Raw genomic sequence first — 22,079 nt, forward strand, 5'->3', positions numbered from 1 at the left:
AGGCTTAAGGAATTCTCTAGTGGCTCTATCCGAGCGAGCGCCAGGCAGCTCATAGCGTCAGATAGCTCAGTAAACGGCTCAACAGGCCCAACCCGATCACCACCATAAGCACCACCACAAGGAGCAGCCAGGGCCGAAAAGGCCGGCGCTCGACTTGGTGCTGAGGCGCTTGAAGGTACTCTTCGACACGCTTCTGGTCGTCGGGGTTCAGGCGGCTGGTCATAAAGCCTCGTCAGAACGTTGACCGGCGTCAGTCGACGACGGCCTGCCATGCGGTAACTTCGTCAACGGCGCTTCGCCTAGCCGACATCAACGAGCAATGGCTCTTTGTAACATTCGCGTGGGAATTGCGCTATTACAGGCTGATGCCCACGTCGAACACCACGCTGCGGCCCAGATTCGTGCGCAGGAAATCCGGTGCGTCAGGGTGCGCGAACAGCACGCGGGCGAAGGTCGGGCCGACCAGCGAGAGCGAGCGCCACCCTTGTCGCAGGTATTCGGTCGGGGGAGGGAAGTGGCTGTTGAGGTCGAGCACTTCGCGTTTGAGGCTGGCGAACGCGATGATGTCCAACTCACTCAAGTCCAGCCCGCGTTCCTTGTAGTTGTGGGCCTTCTTGCGCAACGTCGGCGCCAGGCGTCGCAGCAGTTCCGACGCAGGAATGCGCTTGGGCTTGGCCTCGCGTCGCACCAATTGGCTCAAGGAAAACGCACTGCGCCGTCGCTGCAATTCCTCACGCCACTCATCATTGAGTCGCCGCCCCTCGTCGAGCACGAAAAACACCTCAAAACACGCATCGCGAAACAGTACGTCCGGCGGTTCTTGCCCGGCGGGCAGGAAATCGTCGGTGCGATGAGCAATGTTCAGACCTTGCAGCAAACGCTGGCACACCCAGCGCTCACGTTCCCATTTACGCGCATTGGACAGGAACGCATTGGCCTGCTCGGCCTGGATCGTCAGTAGACGGAGGTAATCGGAGTCGTCCATGGGAAAGAGCTTAGCGCTCTGGTGTGAAGATGAAACGTCTTGTGGAACATAAAGTTGAGGGCTCTGGCTCTGGTTTTTGATTCTGGCCGAAGGCCGTGGGAGTGCCGGGGTGGTATTCCACCTTGCCTACGATCTGGCGCGCAGCGGCAGAAAAACGGGACACCTTCGTCGTATCCGATAGACCGTGCTGGCCGGGCTTACGACTGCTCTGCAGCCGATCGCAGGCAAGTGAGCTCCTACGCTTTCGGCAGAATCAAACCCTCGACAGCGCCACAGTCTGCTTCTGGCCGAAGGCCGTGGGAGCGTTGCTTGCTCGCGATCTGTCGCGAAGCGGCAGCAAACTCTGTGGACTCGGTCTGCCGGAAAGCACCGCATAGTCAGGCAGGTTTTGCTACTACTGCGCAGCAGCCTACAAATCCCGCTGCTTCCTGAACTGCCCCGGCGGCATCCCGTGGGCGTGACGAAACCGCCGTGAAAAGTACGCCTCGTCTGCAAACCCGCACAGCCGGGCCACTTCGCCCACAGGTTTGCTGCCGTTTAGCAACAGGGTGCGAGCCAGGTGCATGCGGCGTTCCAGCACCAGTTCGCTGAAGGTCTTGCCGACTTCCTTGCGCAGCCAATGGGTCAGGTAGTTGGGCGACAGGAACGCCGCTGAGGCCGCTTTTTTCAAGCTCAGATCCGGATCGCTCAGGTTTTTGCGCACGTATTCGGACATCCGCGCCAGCGCATCGCGACGGCTGCGTTCGGCGGCGTTGTCGTCTGCCAGCAGCTTGATCGGTTCGGCGTACAGCGCGCAGACGGTCCCGATCAGTTGCAGCAAACAGCCCTTGAGCATCTCCCGCGTGCCGAACTGACGGTTCTGGTCCAGCTCGCGCATGCGGTCGAGCAGACGCTGTATCTCGGCGAAGTCCTCTGCGTCGAGGGTGAAATCCAGATGCTCCTGAAACCGAAAGGGCGACAGTTCAGGCGCCAGCGCAATGGCCACGTCTTCCAGGTCCAGCGGGTCGCATTGCAACTGCGGCAGCAGGAAGGTCTGGGCGAAGTTGATCAGCAGGAAATTGCCCTCGGGCGGGTGCGGGATCAGGTGCAATTTGTGCGGGAGGATGAACGCCAGCGTGTTGCGCGGAAAAGGCCGGACGACACCGCCGATGTGCTGCACCGTGTCGCCACCCAGATTGATCTGAATCTGGAAATACTCATGCCGGTGAGGCGCGGTTTCCGGTTTGCCCTCGGTCTTGCCACGGATATAGAAATCCGGCCGTTCGCTGCGTTGCTGCATGCCGAAAGTGGGGACGCGATTGGCAGAGTCCATCGTGGTGTTCCTCAGTCATCTGTTTTTATTGTCAGTTGTCCTACGACACGATTCAAAACCTTTCTGTTTTCGCTGGCCAGTTTTTTTGTCCAAAAAGAACGCGATACGTCAGAAAAGTGAAAAGGCTCTATCTCGGTATTTTCCGACGCTTACATTCCAACATTTACCTTATCTGACTCCTCTAAATTTCTTGGACTAATAATGACGGGCACTCTCTGAAATCCGAAAACGTTCTAAGCAGCGTCTTGTTTAAAACCAGTCGTACGATAAGTTAAAGGCATGCTTCATCACTCGATTCCAATAAAAACAACGAGGAATTCTCATGTCGAGCAACCCTGATATTCAGGCGATCGATGCTGCCGTGGCCGCGCCCATGGCTGCCGCTCCAGCACGTCCCGCCTCTCACCGCCGCTGGTTCATGCTCTCGCTGCTGCTGATCGCGACGATCATCAACTACGTGGACCGGGTCAACATTTCCATCGCCGCCCCGTTCATGGCCAAAGACCTCGGACTCGATAAAGTCCAGATGGGCCTGATCTTCTCCGCGTTCGCCTGGACCTACGCCTTCGCTCTGGTACCCGCCGGTTTCATCGCCGACCGTTTCGGTTCACGACTGACGTACGGCGCGTCGCTGATCTCCTGGTCTGCCGTCACCGTGTGCCAAGGGATGGCGGGGGGATTTGCGTCGCTGTTCGGATTGCGTCTGGCCATCGGCGCCATGGAAGCCCCGGCGTTCCCGGCCAACAGTCGTGCCGTCACCGTCTGGTTTCCGGCGCGGGAGCGGGGCCTGGCGAGCAGCATCTACGTGTGTGGCCAGTATCTCGGCACCGCGTTGTTCACCGGGTTGCTGCTATGGCTCGCAACCACATACGACTGGCGCCACGTGTTCTACAGCACCGGCATCGTCGGCATCCTGTTCGGCGTTGCCTGGCTCTACCTGTACCGCGATCCGCTGAGCTGCAAGAAGGTCAGTCAGCAAGAACTCGACTACATCGAGGCAGGTGGTGGCCTGGTCAAAAGCAGTCAGGACAAAAATAAATTCAAGTGGGGGCAGATCGCGGAGCTGTTTCAGTATCGCCAGGTCTGGGCGATCTGCATCGGCAAATTCGCCAACACGTCGGTGCTGTACTTCTTCCTGACCTGGTTCCCGACGTACCTGATCGAAGAGCGTCATTTGACCATGGTCAAAGTCGGGATCTTCGCGGTACTGCCATTCATTGGCGCTACGGTCGGCGTGTTACTGGCGGGGTTCGTTTCCGATTGGCTCATCCGTCGCGGAATTTCATTGTCCTTTGCCCGCAAACTGCCGCTGGTGGTGGGTTCGGCGCTGGGCATGTCGATCATGCTCGTCAACTTCACTGACTCCAATGAAGTCTGCATCGCGTTGCTGACCATTGCCTTCTTCGCACAAGGCATCGCATCGGCGTCCTGGGCTGCCGTCTCGGAAATCGCACCGAAAGAACTGATCGGTCTGACCGGCGGCGTCACCAGCCTGGCGGCGAATATTGGCGGCATCGTGACCCCCATCGTCATCGGTCAAATTCTGCATGTTACGGGCGGTTTCGCCTGGGCGTTCTGGTTCATCGGCGGTCTTGCCTGCATGGGCACGCTGTCTTACTCGCTGTTGCTGGGCCGGATTTACCGCATCCAACTCAAGGCCAGCTAACCGCTACGAATGTGTGTGACCTTCTGCCGAACTAGGCAAGGGCGTGCGCGAGTACGCCTTTTTTATGCCCGCGACATTGAGTTTTTTAGTCCAGCGCCAACACAGTTTTGTCCAACTTTCGGACGTTTTGATCCCGTAGTCTCTGGTTCAAACGGCCATTGGCCATAAGGAATTTCCATGAGCAATTTTGTCTTCGAACCCGCCCGCATCCCTAGCTTGCCTGTCAGTGGCAGCGACGCGCGCTTCCCTGTCGCACGCGTGTTTTGCCTGGGGCGCAATTATTACTGGGGCGATGCGCTGAATGCCGTGCGTGAAGTTCCGGCGTTCTTCATGAAGCCTGCGACCTCAGTCATCGATGCGAGGGGCGAACTGAACTTCCCGACCCAGACTGAACAGTTCTGCCACGAGATCGAACTGGTGGTCGCCATTGGCAAGGACGGTTTCGAGATCAGCGAAGCGCAGGCCCTCGACCATGTCTGGGGCTACGCCGCTGGCCTGGACCTGACACGCCGCGACCTGCAAATGGCCGCAAAAGCCGTGGGCAATCCGTGGGAACCCGCCAAGGCATTCGACGGATCTGCGCCGATCACCCCGATTCGCCCGGCGAGCCCTGACAGCCACCCGAAGCAGGGCGCGATCTGGCTCAGCGTCAATGGCGTGGAGCGTCAGCGCTCGGACCTGGACAGCCAGATCTGGTCGGTAAGCGAAATCATCAGCCAGCTGTCCCACTCCGTCGGCCTGCGCGCCGGGGACCTGATCATGACCGGCACCCCGCCCGGCGTCGCAGCACTCCAGGCGGGTGATGTGATCAACGCGGGCATCAGTGGCATCGGCGAGTTGGAAATGCGCGTCGGCAGCCGTCGCGCTGACTGACCCGCTCTACCAGCATCCAGACGAGCAACAGGAGAACAACAATGACTGCACAATCCCCCTCGAAAATTGCCTTGGTCACCGGCGCAGGCAGCGGCATCGGTCGCGCTGTGGCGTTGGGCCTGCTGGAAGATGGCTACAAGGTCGTGGTGACCGGGCGCCGCCTCGAGCCGCTGGAAGCCTTCGTGGCACAGGCCCGCGAGCAGGGCGGCGAAGCGCTGGCGGTGTCCACTGATGTGCGCGATCCGGCCAGCGTCGACGCGCTGTTCGCGACCATCGAAGAGGTCTACGGCCGACTCGATGTGGTGTTCAACAACGCGGGCGTCAACGCACCGGCCGTGCCGATGGACGAGCTGCCGGTCGAGACCTGGCTGAGCGTGATCGACACCAACGTGACCGGGGTTTTCCTGTGCAGTCGCGGGGCGTTTGGCCTGATGCGCAAACAGTCGCCGCAGGGGGGCCGGATCATCAACAACGGCTCGATTTCCGCCCACGTTCCGCGCCCGTTCACCGCGCCGTACACCGCCAGCAAACACGCGGTTCTGGGTCTGACCAAAAGCCTCGCGCTGGACGGTCGCGAGTTCAACATCGCGTGCAGCCAGATCGACATCGGCAATGCGCTGACCGAGCTGTCGGTGCGCATGACCAAAGGCGTGCGTCAGGCCAACGGGTCGATCGCGGTGGAGCCGATGATCGACGTCAAACACATCGCCGATGCCGTGCGTTACATCTCCGCGCTGCCGCTGTCGGCCAACGTGCTGAACATGACCGTCATGGCCACCAACATGCCTTTCGTGGGCCGTGGTTGATCCTTTTGCCTCCCGTTGCGAGCGAGACTTCGATGAAACCTGAAATCCTGCAACTCAGCCCGATCCTGATTCCCGACATCAACGCGCGGCTCAACGCGCTGTACACCGTGCGCCCATATTTTCAGCAGGCCGACAAGGCCGCCTATCTTGCCGAACATGGCGCTAACATTCGCGGCGTCGTGACCGGCGGCCACACCGGCATCACCCGTGCGGTGATGGAGCAGTTGCCGAAGGTGGAAGTGATCGCGGTCAATGGCGTCGGCACGGACGCGGTTGATCTGGCTTATGCCCGTGATCGCGGGATTCGGGTCACAGCGACCATCGGTGCGCTGACCGAGGACGTCGCGGACCTCGCCATCGGCCTGTTGATTTCGGCCTGCCGCGGATTGGGCACTGGCGATCGCTACGTGCGCTCCGGCGAATGGGCCAGAACCGCCACGCCGCTGGTGCCGCTGCCTCTGGCCCGCCAGTTCAGCGGCATGCGCGTGGGCATCGTCGGCCTGGGCCGGGTAGGGCGTGCCGTCGCCACGCGGGCTGCGGCGTTCGGATGCCCCATCCGTTACACCGACCTCAACGCTATGAGCGACGTGCCTTACGCCTTCGTCAGTGATCTGGTGGAACTGGCCCGCCAAAGCGATGCGCTGATCGTTGCTGCGGCGGCGGACAAGGCCAAGGGCATCATCAACGCACAAGTGCTGGCGGCGCTGGGCGCGGAGGGTTATTTGATCAACGTGGCGCGGGGCAGTCTGGTGAACGAGCCGGACCTGATCGCAGCGCTGCAATCGGGGTCAATCGCAGGCGCGGGTCTGGACGTGTTCGTCGACGAGCCGAACGTGCCCGACGTGCTGTTCGGCCTGGAAACCGTGATTCTCCAACCCCACCGCGCCAGCGCGACCGTGCAGACGCGGACGAAGATGGGCGAGATGGTATTGGCCAGTCTGGCGGCGGTGCTGGAAGGGCGCGAGCCGGTGGGTGCGGTGGCTTGAATGCGATTCCCTTTTGATTCTGGCCGCAAGCCGTGGGAGCTTTTAGGGTCTCGGATAGGCCCTTCTGCGGCTTTGCTGTGTCAGACGGATCGCTTTCGCTGGATCTGCTGCCGTTACACGTCAGATCGTAGGCAAGCCAACTCCCACGGCCTTCGGTCAGAATCAAAAGCAATCTTGCGTATACATCAACCTGCTTCTGCCGAAGGCGTGGGAGGGTCTCGGATAGGCCCTTCTGCGGCTTTGCTGTGTCAGACGGATCGCTTTCGCTGGATCTGCTGCCGTTACACGTCAGATCGTAGGCAAGCCAACTCCCACGGCCTTCGGCCAGAATCAAAAGCAATCTTGCGTATACATCAACCTGCTTCTGCCGAAGGCGTGGGAGGGTCTCAGATAGGCCCTTCTGCGGCTTTGTTGTGTCAGACGGATCGCTTTCGCTGGATCTGCTGCCGTTACACGTCAGATCGTAGGCAAGCCAACTCCCACGGCCTTCGGTCAGAATCAAAAGCAATCTTGCGTATACATCAACCTGCTTCTGCCGAAGGCGTGGGAGTTGGCTTGCCTACGATCTGGTGCGCAGCACCAGCAAACCCGGCTAACGCGTTGCGCCTGACACTACCCAGGCGGCTGGTCACCCTGCCGGTTCACGATAGATCGTCCGAGTGCGGCCCAGACCGACCGCGCTTCTACAGCCTCGGCCGCTCAAAACCCCGCCGTGCCCAACGCCAGTTCTGCCACCAGAAAATCAATGAACGCCCGGGTCTTCATCGGCACCCGGCGCGCTGACGGGTACACCGCGTTCACTGAGATTGCCGGTGCTTCCCACTCGCACAACACCGCCTTCAATCGCCCATCCGCTACAGCCCTTTCGACGATGAAATTCGGCAGCAACGCGATTCCCATTCCCCCCACCGCCGCCTGCGCAAGAATGTCGCCGTTGTTGGCGTGCAACGGCCCGCTGACCGTGACACGCTGTGTTTCCTTGCCGTTGCACAGTTGCAGGCTGATCCCGCTTTGCAGGTAGCCATAACTGAGGAACTGATGATTCGCCAGATCCTTCGGCGATTGCGGCACGCCATGTTTCGCGAGGTAGTCAGGCGAGGCCACCATGAGTCGTGGCGCCGGAGCCAATGAACGCGCCACCATCGACGAATCCGGCAGGCTGGCAATCCGGATGGTCACGTCAAAGCCGCCTTTCACCGGATCGACCTGCTGGTCGCTGAGCACCACTTGCAGCTCGACATTCGGGTGCAGTTGATTGAACAGAGGGATCAGTGGCCCGAGCCGACTCAAGCCGAACGACATCGGCGCGTTGACCCGCAACACCCCGCGTATTTCACCCATTCCTGTGCGGGCACGCTGCTCCGCTTCGTCCAGCGAGGCGATGACATCGCGACAGGCGTCGTAGTACTCGGCCCCGGCTTCTGTCAGATGCAGGCTGCGGGTGGTGCGTTGCAGCAGTTGCACGCCAATCGCTTCCTCCAACGCCTGAATCTGTTTGCTGACTTTTGAGCGCGGTACATCCAGTGCTCGGGCCGCTGCGGCAAAACCGTTGGCGCCGACGGTGGCGACAAACGCGCGCATGCATTCGATGCGATCCATGAGTGTCCCTGATATGGAAACAATGAGTCTCGATTCTATGGGATTGTTCCTAAGTCAGCCAGTCCGTAAATTTACTCCCAAGCCAGCAAGCACACAGCGCCAAGCGCTCCAGCGGCTAACCCAACAGACCCTTATCGAATCCAAAGGAAAACGCCATGTCTATCCGCGAACTGCTGAACCCAACCAATTCCGCATTGATCCTGATCGACCACCAGCCACAGATGGCATTCGGCGTGCAGTCGATCGATCGTCAAACCCTGAAGAACAACACCGTAGGCCTGGCCAAGGCCGCCAAAATCTTCAACGTGCCGACCATTTATACCTCGGTCGAAACCCAGAGCTTCAGCGGCTACATCTGGCCGGAACTGCTGGCGGTGCACCCGGACCAACAGCCCATCGAGCGCACGTCGATGAACTCTTGGGAAGACAAAAAACTGGTCGAAGCCGTGAAGGCGACCGGTCGCAAGAAGCTGATCATCGCCGCGCTGTGGACCGAAGTCTGCCTCAACTTCCCGACCCTCGACGCGCTGGCCGAAGGCTACGAGGTCTACATCGTCACTGACGCTTCAGGCGGCACCACTAAAGAAGCCCACGACATGTCCGTACAGCGCATGATTCAGGCAGGCGCGGTCCCGGTGACCTGGCAACAAGTCCTGCTCGAATTCCAACGCGACTGGGCGCACAAAGAAAGCTACGACGCCGTCATGCAACTGGTGCTCGAACACAGTGGCGCCTACGGCATGGGTGTCGATTACGCCTACACCATGGTTCACGGCGCGCCACAGCGTAAAGCCAGCTAACTGACAAACTCCTGTAATCCTTCCCACCCGATGGCGCGAATCAACCCGCGCCATCGGGTGTTTTTGTGTCGGGCTAGACTGTCGTTATCCGAACGTACAAGAGCAACGGAGATGATCGGAGCACAGGTGCTGACTGCGCAGACCATGACCCTCGCCTGGCTGTTTTATCTGCCAGTGCTGGGGTGGACGATCTGGCGCTGCCCGTGGGTCGAACTCTTCACCGACGCACGACGTCAGCACCTGCTGTTCGGCACCGTCTTCGCGCTGTTTTTGCTGTGGCTGATGCGCCGCGATTTCGACACCGGCGTCTCTTTTCACTTTCTCGGCATGACGGCGGTGACGTTGCTGCTGGACTGGCCACTGGCGATCGTCGGCGGCTTCATTGCGCAGCTTGGCTTGTTGGCGTTGGGACGACAGGAACTGGCGCCGCTAGGGGTGAACGGTCTGGTGCTGATCGTGCTGCCGGTGCTGATCACCGAAGGCTGCTCACTGATCGTCGAACGCGCCCAACCGAAAAGCCCATTCACCTACATCTTCTGCTCCGGCTTCTTCGCCGCCGGACTGGCCGCGCTCGCTTGCCTGCTGGTAGCGATGGGCCTGCTCTGGCACGACGGCCTGTTCGCCATGCCCGAGTGGCTGGAGGATTTCATCGGCTACATCTGGCTGATCGTCTTTCCCGAAGCGTTCATCAACGGCGTGATCATCACAGCGCTGGTTGTGTTCTGCCCGGAATGGCTGGAGACGTTCAACCGCACGCGGTATCTGTCCCCGCCGTCAAAGGGCAACGGCCGCTAACGCGGATGCAGCGGTGTTCTTGATTCTGGCCGAAGGCCGTGGGAGCTGGCTTGCCTGCGATCTGGCGCGGAGCGGCAGCAAATCCTGCGAGCACGTTGTGACTGGCACTACGTAAGCATCTGAAACCCTTGTTGGAGACCAGATGCGGTCCAGTGTTGGGTGTTTGCTCAATGCTGCTTAGGATCAAACTCACCGGAAAACAACTCATCCTCCGCATCCGGCGCCACCGGAATCGCATGCTCTTCCGACGCCCAAGCGCCCAGGTCGATCAACTTGCAACGGTCCGAACAGAACGGCCGAAACGTGTTCTCGGGCTTCCACTCGACAGGGGCCCCGCAGGTTGGACAATCGACGGTCATTGGTTGGCTCATGATTGGCCTCCACGCAAAGTTAGGTAAAAGTGATGCAGTCGCTCGACCTCGCTTTTCAGCCAGGCCGGGTCGCGGTCATTGACGATCACATCATCCGCTCGACTCAGCCGTTCCTCACGACTCGCCTGCGCCTTGAGGATCGCCCGGACCTGCTCTTCATTGGTCTTGTCGCGCAACACCGTGCGCTCGATCTGCACCGCTTCCGGCACATCGATCACCAACACCCGCTGCACCATCTGATGTTGGGTCGTCTCCAGCAACAACGGCGACACCAGAATCGCGTATGGTGACTCGGCGCGGGCCAGGTATTGACGGATTTCCTCGCGGATCAGCGGATGCAACAGACCTTCAAGCCAGACACGCTGCTGCGGCTCCTTGAAAATCAGCTCCCGCAGTGCGCCGCGATTCAGCGCGCCATCGGCTAGCAAAACACCTTCGCCGAAGTGCTCGGCAATCTGCGCCAACGCAGGACGCCCCGGCTCGACCACCCAGCGCGCGGCGTTATCGGCATCCACCAAATGAATGCCCAAATCCGCGAAACACTGCGCTGCCGCACTCTTGCCGCTGCCAATGCCGCCCGTCAGGCCAAGAATCCAGGGTGTTGCAGGTTGCTGCGCGTGAGGAGAAGTCATCTGAAACCGGCGATCTGCAAATACGAAGACGTTATTTGATCACCCCACAGCAACGCGATCCACCCCGCGATGGCCAGATACGGCCCAAACGGGATCGGCGTGCTCGTCTCGACATTGCGCACACGCAGCAAAATCAGGCCAAGCACTGCGCCGACAATCGACGACAACAAAATCGTCAACGGCAAAATCTGCCAACCACCCCAGGCCCCCAGCATCGACAGCAATTTGAAATCGCCATAACCCATGCCTTCCTTGCCTGTGATCAGCTTGAACAGCCAAAACACCGTCCACAACACCAAATACCCCGCGACCGCGCCCCACAGCGCATCGCTCAGCGAAGCAAACAGCCCGAACGCATTGACAATCAACCCCAGCCACAACAACGGCAACACAATCGCATCCGGCAACAACTGGTGATCGGCATCGATCAAACTCATCGACAACAACCCCCAACTCAACACCAACACAGCGCCCGCTTGCCAACCGAACCCGAAATAACAGGCGATAAACGCCGACATCACACCACACGCCAGCTCGACCAATGGATAACGTTTGCTGATCGGCGCCTTGCAGCTCGAACACTTCCCGCCGAGGGCGAGATAGCTCACGACAGGCAGGTTTTCCCATGCGCGGATCTTGTGGGAACAGTGTGGGCAGCGGGAGTGGGGAAGCAGGAGGTTGAAGGTTTCCCGGGCGGGCTCTGGAGGGAGTTCCAGCACTTCACGGGCCTGCGTTTTCCAGTCGCGGAGCATCATTTTTGGGAGGCGATAGACAACGACGTTGAGGAAACTGCCGACGAGTAGACCCAGGATCAAAGCGCAAACGGCGAAGGCCAGCGGAGAGCTGGCCAGGAAGTCGGGGAGGGACATGGTTAGACGACGTTTCCGAGCTGGAAGATGGGGAGGTACATGGCGATGACGAGGCCGCCGACAATCACGCCTAAGAAGGCCATGATCATTGGTTCCATGAGGCTTGTCAGACTGTCGACCATATTGTCGACTTCCTCTTCGTAATAAGTTGCAACTTTATCCAGCATAGAGTCTAGTGCACCAGACTCTTCGCCGATAGAGGTCATCTGAACTGCCAGCATTGGGAATACGCCAGTGCTACGCATTGAAAAATTGAGTTGCATGCCAGTGGATACGTCTTGTTTGACTTTATGAACTGCGTTTCTGAATACGACATTGCCAGTGGCGCCCGCCACAGAGTCAAGTGCGTCAACCAGTGGCACTCCAGCTGCGAATGTAGTTGCTAGGGTTCGTGCAAACCGTGCGACCGCAGACTTATACAGCAGAGGGCCTACGATTGGGATTTTAAGCAAAAGCTTGTCTACGCGGTCGCGAAATTTTGCTGACGTTTTGTAGCTTTTTCGGAAAGCGATAATGATGATGATTAGGCTTGCTAAAATTATGTACCAATAACTCTGAACAACCTCTGAAAGCCCGATAACCATAAGGGTGAAGGCAGGTAATTTTGCTCCAAATCCGGCAAATACCGACTGAAATTGAGGGACAACCTTAATTAGCAAAATGCCGCTTACTACAAAAGCAACGATAATGACTGCGATTGGATACGTCATTGCTTTTTTGATTTTGGCCTTTAGTGACTCAGTTTTTTCTTTATATGTCGCCACGCGATCAAGCAATGACTCAAGGGCGCCAGCTTGTTCTCCTGCATCTACCAAGTTACAAAATAAATCGTCAAAGTATTCAGGCTTTTGTCTCAAAGCTGTGGCGAAGCTGTGGCCTGCTGCCACTTCTTGCTTAATGTCATCTACTAACTTTCGCATTTTTGGATTGGTGGTCCCCTCGCTGATGATATCGAAGGATTGGAGTAGAGGGACGCCAGCTTTCATCATGGTTGCCATCTGGCGACTAAAAAATGCAATGTCCAACGGTTTGATTTTTTTGCCAGAACTAAATAAAGAAACAGATTTTTTTCTGACTTTAGTGGGATTGATTCCCTGCTTGCGCAATTGCGCCTTTACCAGCGCAGGATTGTGGCCGTTAATCTCACCGGTCTGCTTCATCCCTTTCCGGTCGATCCCCTCCCAGGTGTAGACGCCGACTTTTACTGCTTTGGTCGCCATGCTTAATCCTTCGTCACCCGGTTGATTTCTTCTAAACTTGTTACGCCCTGCATTGCCTTCATCAGTCCTGATGTTCGCAGATCATTGAAGCCATCTTTGCGCATTTGCTCAGAAATCTCGATGGAATTACCCTCTTCCATAATGATGCGCTCTAATGCCGGCGTGTTTTTCACTACCTCATAAATTCCAACTCGTCCCTTGTAGCCAGCATTGCATTGCTCGCACCCGGCGGGAGAGTAAAGCTTGAATGATCCTATTTTTAACTCAGGAAAACCTTCTGCAATGAGGGTGTCTCGAGGGATCTCAACTTCTTTTTTGCAATGAGGGCAAAGTTTGCGCGCCAAGCGCTGCGCAATAATTAAATTAATTGCAGTGGCTATATTAAAAGCGGCGACTCCCATGTGATGCAGTCGGGTCAGAGTTTCTGCGGCGCTATTTGTATGCAGCGTGGACAAGACCATGTGGCCCGTTTGGGATGCCTTTATTGCTATTTCGGCGGTTTCCAGATCTCGAATTTCCCCAACCATGATGACATCGGGGTCTTGTCGCAAAAAAGCACGCAGTGCTTGCGAGAAGTCCATGCCTTGTCGTGGGTTTACATTGACTTGGTTAATGCCTTCTAAGTTAATTTCGACAGGGTCTTCGGCCGTTGAAATATTAATATCTGGGGTGTTGAGGATATTTAATCCAGTATACAAAGAAACAGTCTTGCCAGAGCCTGTCGGGCCAGTGACTAGGATCATGCCCTGTGGCTTGCTTAAGGCTTCAAGGTAAAGTGCTTTTTGTTCGGCCTCGTAACCCAGCGCGTCAATTCCCATCTGGGCGCTTGTTGGGTCTAAAATCCGCATGACGATTTTTTCACCCCACAATGTCGGGAGCGTGTTAACTCGAAAATCAATAGCTCGGCTTTTCGATATGCGGAGTTTGATTCGCCCGTCCTGTGGTTTGCGGCGTTCAGAAATATCTAGCCCGGCCATGACTTTTAATCTAGCAGCTATGCGTCCCGCCAACTGGGTCGGAGGTTTCGCAACTTCATGTAGAACGCCATCAGTGCGTAGACGTACTCGGAAAACTTTTTCGTAAGGTTCAAAGTGAAGGTCCGACGACCCGAGACGAATTGCGTCCATAAGCATCTTATTAACAAAGCGTACGACTGGAGCGTCATCAGCATCTACGTCGCCCAGTGTGCTTTCTTTAACTTCATCACCTGATTCGACCTCTAGGCTCAGATCGACATCCGCCATCTCTCCAAGCCCACTGTGGGTATCGAAAAATTTGTCGATTGCAGCAGTTAGCTTATTGTCCTCGACCAAAATGGCTTCTGTATTGAGACCTGTGCTGAACTGTATATCGGTGATTGCTTGATGATTTGTAGGATCGGACACACCTACGAAAAGCTTGTTTCCGCGCCGCCAGAGAGGCAGCGCTTGATGCTGACGTACGAGCTTTTCGCTGACCAGGCCTTTGGGTTGGCTATCCCTGTCGAGCGTACCCAAATCGAGAAACGGCAGGCCAAACTGGTCAGATGCCATTTCAGCTAGGACGAGGCCATCCACGAGCTTGTTCTGAACGAGATAATTGACAAGCGAGACCTTGTCTCGCCGTGCCTGTTGATAAGCTTGCTGAGCAGTTTTTTCATTAAGAAGCTCAGCAACGACGAGTTGCTTCGCTAAGCCGGTTAGGACGACATCGGTCATTACAGCCACCAGATACAGACATTGGACCGTTTATAGCCTAGTCGGGCTTCGCTGCCAAATAGACCGGTGTCATGTGACCAAAAATGTCAGTAGTTGCCGCTGTAAGCGGCTCATTGAGATACGTGAATGCGAAATCTGGGCGGGTTTGCGTGAAATCCGAGCGCTCTTAGAGTGGCACGGTGATTGCTACCCCTCTGGTGAGCAACACCAAATTGACGCTTGGAGTAGTGGTGATGAATTCACAAAAAGGCTTCACATTAATTGAGTTGATGATTGTCGTAGCAATCATCGGCATTCTTGCAGCTGTGGCGATTCCTCAGTATCAAAACTACGTAGCTCGTGCCAACGGTGCTAGCGCCGTTGCGACCCTTGATGCTGCTAAGTCGCAGGTGGCGATCAACTACCAGCAAGGTCTGTCAACAACGCTTTGCACGAGCGTGACGATGCCAACTGGCGGCACGTGTGCAGACACAACCGGCATCTTAGTAAGTCCTTCTGTAGGCAACGGCTCAGCGGCTACTACGGCTACGTTGACCCCGTCGCTATCCACCACCGCAGGTAGCATCACTTGGACATGTAAGGTGTCGATCGCAGCTGCAGCCTCCAACACCTGCACTTACACTGCTCCTCCTACTGGGGGTTGATATGCTGGCTGGCGTGAGACACTTCCTCACGAATCAGCTTTCGACAATGCCGAAATAGCTCAGTCGGTAGAGCAGCGCACTCGTAACGCGAAGGTCGTAGGTTCGATTCCTATTTTCGGCACCAGCTACACCCAAAGCCCGGGGCTAGCCCCGGGCTTTTTTACATCCGCTGCGTGTGCAGCATTCACCTCACGTCACAAGGATGTACCGATGCGCGTGCTTTTGGTCGCGGTGTTCGTTTTGCTTTCAGCCTGCAACACCCATAAGGATTTCTACGCCACGGGCGGCAGCAGGGCTGATGGGGTGATTGATGTGGCCTACGATTTCAACAGCCTTGAAACACCCGTTGTCGACAAGCGGCAGGCGTACGCCATCGCCAAATCGAAGTGTGCATTGTGGGGATACCAGGACGCTGAACCCTTCGGTGGTCAGACGCAGACCTGTCAGGCGCGCCGAGGGTTTGGGGAGTGCTCGGCTTGGCAGGTGGCGATCAAGTACCAATGCCTTGGCAGTCTGGAGCAGGCGCCTCGGCCGCTGAACTATCTCGGAAATCAACCGCCAACTGTGGCGCCTACACGTGTTCAGTCTGGTGCGCCCGCCCCCGTGCAATCTGGTGCGCTTCAGCCGATGAGCAAAGAGGCTTTCCAGAACGAGCAAGTGCAGAAGCTCATGCAGGAGAACGTTTCCTACGAGGAATATCAGCGCCGCTATCGGATCATCATGGGGCAGTAGCTTATGACCGCTGTTCAACCCCTTGCGATGTTGAGCTTTGAGCAATAGGAAAGGCGTTCACAGATATGAAAAGCCCGATCTTCAGATCGGGCTTTTCTCGTTACGGCGTCAGTAAGGGTCGTGAAGTTCGTGGTTACCGTAGAAGCTGGCGGCCATACTCGGGGTCGGACCTCAAAGCCCCCAGTAGCTCACAATCTTGTCCTTACCGAAGTTGATCCGCAGGCTATCCCCGTGGTTCTCGACGTTGCCATTCACCTTGCCAGCGGCGGTTGACGCTGCGTTGGAGGCTTGATTGGCCGAGTTGGCCATGCCCAGTGCGCTCCCGACGGCACCTGCGCCGGGGATGTAGCCGACCAGGTTAGAGGCGGCGCTCAAATTACCGTTTTTTTGATAACTCCAGTAATAGCTGCCATCCGAGTAGGTGGACTGGGCGTCAGGCACGCCGTAGATGGCCTGGACTTGAGCCTGGGTGGTCTTGTGCGGAATGAGGTGGCTTTGGACGTAAGTGGCGCTGAACTTGTCTTCGCCGCCCATGGAGGCGCAACCCGAGATAAGGGTGATGGCCAGCGCGCACAGCATTTTTGTTTTCACAGAAACTCTCCTTCCCTGAGTGGTAATCCAATTATTAGAATTTGTTACAAATTTGAATAATTCGCGATTCTAGCGAGAGAAGTGGGTTTTTCAACTGAGAAAAGGTGCGGCAGTTCGCATTTTTTGCCGTGCAGCGGGCCGTTCGTCTTGAACATGATGCTTGGGGATGCAGGGCGCCGGAGGGCGACGCCCGATGGCGACGTTATCGCTTCAGTCAAATGCTCAAGCGCATCGACAGATCCACCGCCTTTATATCCTTCGTCAACGTCCCGATGGAGATGTAATCCACACCCGTTTCCGCAATCGGGAGCAAAGTCGCGTCTGTGATCCCGCCGCTGGCTTCAAGCTTGGCGCGACCGGCTGTCAGGTGCACGGCTTCGCGCATGTCGTCGAGGCTCAGTTCGTCCAGCATGACGATGTCGGCGCCGCCATCCAGCGCCTGCTTCAATTCATCAAGGCTTTCGACTTCGATTTCCACGGGTTTGCCGGGGGCGATTTTGTGGGCGGCCGCGATGGCTTGGGCGATGCCGCCGCAGGCTGCGATGTGGTTTTCCTTGATAAGGAACGCGTCGTACAAGCCGATGCGGTGGTTGTGGCAGCCACCGCAGGTGACGGCGTATTTCTGCGCCAAGCGCAGGCCGGGCAGGGTTTTGCGGGTGTCGAGCAGTTTGACCTGGGTGTCGGTAACCATGTCGGCGTAGTGCTGGGAGCGGGTTGCGACGCCGGAGAGCATTTGCAGGAAGTTGAGCGCGCTGCGTTCGCCGGTCAGCAGCGAGCGGGCAGGGCCTTCGAGGTGGAAGAGGGCCTGATTGGGCTTGACCCGATCGCCGTCGGCGACTTGCCAATGCACCGCGACGCGTTGATCCAGCTGACGAAACACGCTGTCGACCCATGCTGTGCCTGCGATCACCGCGTCGTCGCGGGAGATGATGGTGGCCTTGGCCAGTCGCTCGGCGGGAATCAGTTGGGCGGTGATGTCGCCACTGCCTACGTCTTCGAGCAACGCACGGCGCACGTTGGCTTCGATTTCGGCTGTCAGCGAGGCAAGACGTAGATTCGGCATATCGGACTCCACTTACTAAGTGCCCGGAGTATAAGGCAGTCGCCTGTACCAACCCACCTGTCTCTCACCCCTCAAATGAATGCATGACCTGCACTTTGTCGGTTTTTTCGCCGTTGATGCGATGGAACGGGATTTCCGTGGTCTATCGGCTCACGTAAGCCTTTGCCCACACCTATATTCCTGGAAGGGCGAAGACACCGCTGGCTAGCGGACAAATTATGAAAGATACTTCGCCTTGTAATTGACGTCATAGGTTTGACGTTCTGCCTGTACACCCCAGGGACTACACATTGCGCGATCCGTCCATGTGGAGGTCAAGCCTCCGCTGGCGATCAGGTTATGGCTGTTGCAGTGGCTGATTTGGTTGAGTTTGACGAGGGGTCCTTGATGCAGAACGACGGTAAAGTTGTGCCTTTGAGCAAGTCGGGTCCGGACCAACCGGGGTCTTCGCCTGTCGCTCGGCTGCCTGTCGTCCTCCTGCAAGTGCGCGACAAGGCCGCGCAGCAGCTGAAAGAAAGCCTGCAAACCCTGTTCGATAACGCCGACGACACGCTGTTCGAGATGGCTGATCGGGCGCATAACAATGCCGAGCAGAACATCTTCTTCGAGGCCATGCGCGACCTGCGGCTCAAGCGAAAGAGCATTGAGCGCAATTTCCTCGACAAATTCTTCGAATCGTTTCTGCGCCTTGGCCAGTACGAAATCTCTGAGCCGATCCTCAACGAGCCTGTTTCCTTCGACAAACTTGCGCTGGTCCACAACGACGACCTTGAGCGTACGGTGGCCGTCGATGCAATGGTGACCAAGGTGGTCAACCGCGATGGCGTGGCCCTGAGTCAGTTGACCACGCGCCTCAACGAGCTGATCCCTCAGCCTGTCACCGACGAAACCAATCCGCTGGGTCCTACACTGCTGTGCGATTTCTTCTTGCAGGCGGGTCGGAATCTGGGCGTTGAAATCAAGGTCAAGCTGATCATCCTCAAGCTGTTCGAAAAGTACGCGCTGGCCGATGCCGATCAGTTGTACGAAGCCGCCAACCAATTGTTGATTGCCGCAGGTGTGTTGCCGGATTTGAAAGTGCTGCCGTCGCGTCGCTCGACGGATCGTTCTTCCAGTGCTGCACCGACCGGCGAGGCGCAACGGGCTGACAGTGCTGCGCTGGTTCAGGCTGCCGAGAAGCTCGACAAGAGCGTGCAGGAAGTGTTTTCGGCGTTGCAGGAATTGCTGGTGCATGTGCGTGGCAACCTGACCCCGCGCCCGGCCAATGCCTCTGCCGACAGTCGGCCGATTTCCAGCCCGGACCTGCTGCGTCTGCTGTCCCATTTGCAGCAGCACGTGCCGCGCGCCGAAGTGCCGGATGATTTTGATCTGCGTGCTCAACTGGAGCAATTGATCAGCCGCGTCAGTGCGCGCAGTGGCAAATTCCGCACCGTGGGCACGGTCGATGAGGACGTGATCAACCTGGTGTCGATGCTGTTCGAATTCATCCTCGACGACCGCAATCTGCCGAGTTCGCTGCGCGCATTGATTGGCCGGCTGCAGATTCCGATGCTGAAAGTGGCGGTCATCGACAAGAGCTTTTTCAGCCGTGGTAGCCACCCGGCGCGCCGTCTGCTCAACGAAATCGCCTCGGCGGCGTTGGGCTGGGGCGGGCGTGACGACAGCCAGCGGGACTCGCTCTACACCCGTATCGATCAGATCGTGCAGCGCCTGTTGCATGACTTCGTTGACGATCCCGCGATCTTCACCGAGCTGTTGGTGGATTTTCTCGCCTTCACCAGCGACGAGCGTCGTCGCAGCGAATTGCTTGAACAGCGTACCCGCGATGCCGAAGAGGGCCGGGCGCTGGCAGAGTTGGCGCGTCAGCGGGTGCAGCAAGCGCTCAATGATCGTCTGCTCGGCAAGACCCTGCCTGAAGTCGTCGTGCGGCTGTTGCAGGAGGCCTGGAGCAAAGTGCTGCTGCTGACGTGCCTCAAGCACGGCGAGCAATCCGGCGAGTGGAAAGCCGGTTTGCAGGCGATGGACGATCTGATCTGGAGTGTCGAGCCTCACGACGAAGCCGATGCTCGTCAGAAGCTGTTGGAGCTCGTGCCGGGGCTGCTCAAGTCGTTACGCGATGGCCTGAGCAGTGCGGCGTTCGACCCGTTCGCCACCAGTGAATTTTTCAGTCAACTCGAAGCGTTGCATGTGCAGGCGTTCAATCACGTTGCGCGCACGCCGGAAGAAATCGCGGCCGCCGAGCGACTTTCGCCGGTGCACGAGGAGTCCTCCGACGGGCCTTCGATGATGGCGGTGGTCGAAGAAATCGTGCTGGTCGCGCCGGGCGAGCAAGTGCTGAGCGAGCCTTCACTGCATTTGCCGGAGAACGACGAGGGCTTGTTGCAGGTCGACAAGCTGCGTTTGGGCAGTTGGGTCGAGATTCAGGAAGACGAAGACCACAAACTGCGCTGCAAGCTCGCGGCTATCGTGGAGCCGAGCGGGCGTTACGTGTTCGTCAACCGGACCGGCATGAAGGTGCTGGAGAAGACCCGCATGGGGCTGGCGGTCGAGTTCCGTCGCGGGACAATTCGTGTGCTGGATGACTCGCTGCTGTTCGACCGGGCGCTGGAGTCGGTGCTGGGGAATTTGCGCAAGCTCAAGGGCTGATGAGCCGGACGTATCGCTGAGCGTTGCGCCTACAACGGCGCAGGTGTTTTATTCGGATGCATGTTGCCTGTTCCCGACTCCCACATCCCCTCTCTTCGCGGGCATACTGGCCGCTGTCGATTCACGCTTAAGGACCCTCCATGCAATTGGACCCCGCCACGGGCTGGTGCCACGGCGCGCACCTTTGTCCTTCGCCCAATTTCAATGCTCGCCCTGAGGCGGAAATCTCGCTGCTGGTGATCCACAACATCAGCCTGCCGCCTGCGCAATTCAAGACGGGCAAAGTCCAGGCATTCTTTCAAAACCGGCTGGATGTCACAGAGCACCCTTACTTTGAGGGCATCGCCGAACTGCGGGTTTCCGCGCATTTTCTCATCGAACGTGATGGCGAGCTGACGCAGTTCGTCTCTTGCCTTGATCGTGCCTGGCACGCTGGGGTTTCCGTGTTCGAGGGCCGCGAGACGTGCAACGATTTCTCCATCGGCATCGAGCTTGAAGGCACTGACGATCAGCCTTTCACCGATGCGCAATACGAAAAGCTGAGCGCGTTGACCCGGCAGTTGCAGCTGGCCTGGCCTGCGATCACGACACAACGGATTACCGGGCACAGCGACATTGCGCCGGGTCGCAAAACCGATCCGGGCCCGTGTTTTGACTGGTCGCGTTTTCGTTCGGCATTGCAGGACTGAATCAAGGAGCAGGTGATGAGTTTTCTGGTGTTGCTGTTGGCCGTGTGGATTGAGAAGTTTTCTGCGCTGCGGCAGCGTGTTCAGCGTGATGCCTCCTGGCTTAATCAGTTGGGGCGGCTTGAATCCAATCCCCGTACGGCCAAACGTCCTTGGTGGATTCTGACGCTGACGGTGCTGCTGCCGTGCCTCGTGTTGGCGCTGGTGTTGGTGATTGTCAGCTCGGTGGCCTACGGCTGGCTGGCACTGCCGATTCATCTGTTGGTGCTGATCTACACCCTGGGGCGCGGCGATATCAAAGCCAACCTCGGATCGTTCCGTGACGCCTGCCGGCGAGGGGATCAAGAGGCCGCAGTGCTGGTCGCGGATCGTGACTTGGGCGTGCAGGCGGAAAACGAGGAAGAACTGCTCGGCGGCGTGCAAACCTATTTGCTGTGGCAGGTCTATCAGGGCTTTTTCGCCGTTATTTTCTGGTATTTCGTGCTGGGGCCTGTGGCCGCGCTGGCGTATCGGCTGCTGGCACTGGCGTCCGAGCGCGGCAAGACGCCTGCGCTGATTGAAACGGCCACGCAGTTGCGCCACGCATTCGATTGGGTGCCAGTGCGTTTACTGGCCGCGAGCTTTGCGTTGGTGGGGAATTTCGTCGCGGTAAGTCGCGTGATGCTCAGCGAATTGCTGAACTGGAACATCAGCGCATCGGCCTTGATCACCAAAGTTGGTTGCGTGGCGGGCGAAGTGCCCGCGCCGGTGGTGGGCGTAGAGGGGGTGAACAGCCTGGACGTGCTCTGGGAATTGCTCATCCGCGCGGCCATCGTCTGGTACGCCGGATTTGCGCTGTTCACGTTGTTTGTTTGAAGTTTTTGCAAAAAGCTGTGGCCTGACATCGAATCCTGTGGGAGCGAATTTATTCGCGAAGAGGTATCAGGCGACAGAGGTGTGTTGGGTGTGCGTCTGCTTCGCGAATGAATTCGCTCCCACAGGTGTCCGCGTCACCTTCTTTAATGAGGCACTGCGCACCTTCTGTAGCAGGACGGCTTGCCGGCGGTGGCGGCTTTGAGATCGCTGCCGCCGGCGAGCCGGACTGCTACAGATGACGTACGCTTTGC

The 22,079-nt window shown here is 57.8% G+C and carries 22 protein-coding genes and 1 tRNA gene; 12 read left to right on the plus strand and 11 right to left on the minus strand.

Features of this window, described 5'->3' with window-relative positions; all coding sequences use genetic code 11:
- Nucleotides 1-49: 49 nt before the first annotated feature.
- The 3 genes from ACIQAL_RS22360 to ACIQAL_RS22370 all read right to left on the minus strand — a co-directional run bounded on the left by ACIQAL_RS22360 (nucleotide 50) and on the right by ACIQAL_RS22370 (nucleotide 2,297).
- Nucleotides 50-223 (minus strand): DUF3094 family protein, encoded by a 174-nt coding sequence (locus ACIQAL_RS22360; protein ID WP_401149601.1) that lies wholly within the window; start codon nucleotides 221-223, stop codon nucleotides 50-52.
- A 132-nt stretch (nucleotides 224-355) separates the two neighbouring features.
- Nucleotides 356-985: a DUF1780 domain-containing protein gene (locus ACIQAL_RS22365; protein WP_401149604.1), complete on the minus strand. Its 630-nt coding sequence runs from the start codon at nucleotides 983-985 to the stop codon at nucleotides 356-358.
- A 409-nt stretch (nucleotides 986-1,394) separates the two neighbouring features.
- Entirely contained in the window at nucleotides 1,395-2,297 is a 903-nt protein-coding gene (locus tag ACIQAL_RS22370) for a helix-turn-helix transcriptional regulator (protein ID WP_401149606.1), read from the minus strand.
- A gap of 373 nt (nucleotides 2,298-2,670) precedes the next feature.
- On the opposite strand from ACIQAL_RS22370, the gene ACIQAL_RS22375 reads away from it, so the two are divergent.
- From ACIQAL_RS22375 to ACIQAL_RS22390, 4 genes are all read left to right on the plus strand, one after another.
- Nucleotides 2,671-3,963: an MFS transporter gene (locus tag ACIQAL_RS22375; RefSeq protein WP_401149818.1), complete on the plus strand. Its 1,293-nt coding sequence runs from the start codon at nucleotides 2,671-2,673 to the stop codon at nucleotides 3,961-3,963.
- 171 nt (nucleotides 3,964-4,134) lie between these two features.
- Nucleotides 4,135-4,836 carry a fumarylacetoacetate hydrolase family protein gene (locus ACIQAL_RS22380; protein WP_401149820.1) on the plus strand — a complete coding sequence of 234 codons (702 nt, stop codon included), beginning with the start codon at nucleotides 4,135-4,137 and terminating at the stop codon, nucleotides 4,834-4,836.
- Between the two features lie 41 nt (nucleotides 4,837-4,877).
- Nucleotides 4,878-5,642 (plus strand): SDR family oxidoreductase, encoded by a 765-nt coding sequence (locus tag ACIQAL_RS22385; RefSeq protein WP_166597113.1) that lies wholly within the window; start codon nucleotides 4,878-4,880, stop codon nucleotides 5,640-5,642.
- Nucleotides 5,643-5,674: 32 nt separating this feature from the next.
- Nucleotides 5,675-6,628: a 2-hydroxyacid dehydrogenase gene (locus tag ACIQAL_RS22390; protein WP_401149608.1), complete on the plus strand. Its 954-nt coding sequence runs from the start codon at nucleotides 5,675-5,677 to the stop codon at nucleotides 6,626-6,628.
- Nucleotides 6,629-7,327: 699 nt separating this feature from the next.
- Here ACIQAL_RS22390 and ACIQAL_RS22395 read toward each other — a convergent pair.
- On the minus strand, nucleotides 7,328-8,227 hold the full coding sequence (locus tag ACIQAL_RS22395) for a LysR family transcriptional regulator (RefSeq protein WP_166597111.1): 900 nt from the start codon (nucleotides 8,225-8,227) through the stop codon (nucleotides 7,328-7,330).
- 155 nt (nucleotides 8,228-8,382) lie between these two features.
- Between ACIQAL_RS22395 and ACIQAL_RS22400 the strand changes: the two genes are divergently transcribed.
- Entirely contained in the window at nucleotides 8,383-9,027 is a 645-nt protein-coding gene (locus ACIQAL_RS22400) for a hydrolase (protein ID WP_401149611.1), read from the plus strand.
- 111 nt (nucleotides 9,028-9,138) lie between these two features.
- Nucleotides 9,139-9,822 carry an energy-coupling factor ABC transporter permease gene (locus ACIQAL_RS22405; RefSeq protein WP_401149614.1) on the plus strand — a complete coding sequence of 228 codons (684 nt, stop codon included), beginning with the start codon at nucleotides 9,139-9,141 and terminating at the stop codon, nucleotides 9,820-9,822.
- Between the two features lie 167 nt (nucleotides 9,823-9,989).
- On the opposite strand, the gene yacG is transcribed toward ACIQAL_RS22405, so the two are convergent.
- The 5 genes from yacG to pilB are packed head-to-tail and all read right to left on the minus strand — an operon-like array spanning nucleotide 9,990 to nucleotide 14,611.
- Complete coding sequence (yacG, locus tag ACIQAL_RS22410; RefSeq protein WP_166597108.1) at nucleotides 9,990-10,193, minus strand: DNA gyrase inhibitor YacG; 204 nt, start codon at nucleotides 10,191-10,193, stop codon at nucleotides 9,990-9,992.
- Entirely contained in the window at nucleotides 10,190-10,825 is a 636-nt protein-coding gene (gene coaE / locus ACIQAL_RS22415; protein ID WP_401149617.1) for a dephospho-CoA kinase, read from the minus strand. The genes yacG and coaE overlap by 4 nt, the downstream gene beginning before the upstream one ends.
- Nucleotides 10,822-11,694, minus strand: coding sequence for a prepilin peptidase (locus tag ACIQAL_RS22420; protein ID WP_401149620.1), 873 nt, complete (start codon nucleotides 11,692-11,694; stop codon nucleotides 10,822-10,824). The genes coaE and ACIQAL_RS22420 overlap by 4 nt, the downstream gene beginning before the upstream one ends.
- A 2-nt stretch (nucleotides 11,695-11,696) precedes the next feature.
- Nucleotides 11,697-12,914: a type II secretion system F family protein gene (locus ACIQAL_RS22425; protein ID WP_401149623.1), complete on the minus strand. Its 1,218-nt coding sequence runs from the start codon at nucleotides 12,912-12,914 to the stop codon at nucleotides 11,697-11,699.
- Between the two features lie 2 nt (nucleotides 12,915-12,916).
- The gene (pilB, locus tag ACIQAL_RS22430) at nucleotides 12,917-14,611 is read right to left on the minus strand and encodes a type IV-A pilus assembly ATPase PilB (protein WP_401149626.1); all 1,695 of its coding nucleotides are present in this window, start codon (nucleotides 14,609-14,611) and stop codon (nucleotides 12,917-12,919) included.
- A 233-nt stretch (nucleotides 14,612-14,844) separates the two neighbouring features.
- Between pilB and ACIQAL_RS22435 the strand changes: the two genes are divergently transcribed.
- The 3 genes from ACIQAL_RS22435 (at nucleotide 14,845) to yecR (ending at nucleotide 15,987) form a co-directional block, all read left to right on the plus strand.
- Complete coding sequence (locus ACIQAL_RS22435) at nucleotides 14,845-15,255, plus strand: prepilin-type N-terminal cleavage/methylation domain-containing protein (RefSeq protein WP_401149629.1); 411 nt, start codon at nucleotides 14,845-14,847, stop codon at nucleotides 15,253-15,255.
- Between the two features lie 48 nt (nucleotides 15,256-15,303).
- Nucleotides 15,304-15,379: transfer RNA gene (locus tag ACIQAL_RS22440), tRNA-Thr, on the plus strand.
- Between the two features lie 86 nt (nucleotides 15,380-15,465).
- The gene (gene yecR / locus ACIQAL_RS22445; RefSeq protein ID WP_401149631.1) at nucleotides 15,466-15,987 is read left to right on the plus strand and encodes a YecR family lipoprotein; all 522 of its coding nucleotides are present in this window, start codon (nucleotides 15,466-15,468) and stop codon (nucleotides 15,985-15,987) included.
- A gap of 171 nt (nucleotides 15,988-16,158) precedes the next feature.
- Here the strand turns inward: yecR and ACIQAL_RS22450 are convergent, their stop codons facing one another.
- Together ACIQAL_RS22450 and nadC are read right to left on the minus strand one after the other, a co-directional pair.
- Nucleotides 16,159-16,578, minus strand: coding sequence for a hypothetical protein (locus ACIQAL_RS22450; RefSeq protein ID WP_401149633.1), 420 nt, complete (start codon nucleotides 16,576-16,578; stop codon nucleotides 16,159-16,161).
- Nucleotides 16,579-16,792: 214 nt separating this feature from the next.
- The gene (gene nadC / locus ACIQAL_RS22455; RefSeq protein WP_401149635.1) at nucleotides 16,793-17,641 is read right to left on the minus strand and encodes a carboxylating nicotinate-nucleotide diphosphorylase; all 849 of its coding nucleotides are present in this window, start codon (nucleotides 17,639-17,641) and stop codon (nucleotides 16,793-16,795) included.
- 387 nt (nucleotides 17,642-18,028) lie between these two features.
- On the opposite strand from nadC, the gene ACIQAL_RS22460 reads away from it, so the two are divergent.
- From ACIQAL_RS22460 to ampE, 3 genes are all read left to right on the plus strand, one after another.
- Complete coding sequence (locus ACIQAL_RS22460; protein ID WP_401149637.1) at nucleotides 18,029-20,287, plus strand: DUF1631 domain-containing protein; 2,259 nt, start codon at nucleotides 18,029-18,031, stop codon at nucleotides 20,285-20,287.
- A 140-nt stretch (nucleotides 20,288-20,427) separates the two neighbouring features.
- Nucleotides 20,428-20,976 (plus strand): 1,6-anhydro-N-acetylmuramyl-L-alanine amidase AmpD, encoded by a 549-nt coding sequence (gene ampD, locus ACIQAL_RS22465; protein WP_401149639.1) that lies wholly within the window; start codon nucleotides 20,428-20,430, stop codon nucleotides 20,974-20,976.
- A 15-nt stretch (nucleotides 20,977-20,991) separates the two neighbouring features.
- Nucleotides 20,992-21,828, plus strand: a complete 837-nt coding sequence (gene ampE / locus ACIQAL_RS22470; RefSeq protein WP_401149642.1) for a regulatory signaling modulator protein AmpE — start codon at nucleotides 20,992-20,994, stop codon at nucleotides 21,826-21,828.
- Nucleotides 21,829-22,079: the final 251 nt, after the last annotated feature.

Source organism: Pseudomonas sp. NPDC088368 (assembly GCF_044753445.1).
Classification (GTDB): Bacteria; Pseudomonadota; Gammaproteobacteria; order Pseudomonadales; family Pseudomonadaceae; genus Aquipseudomonas; species Aquipseudomonas bambusae.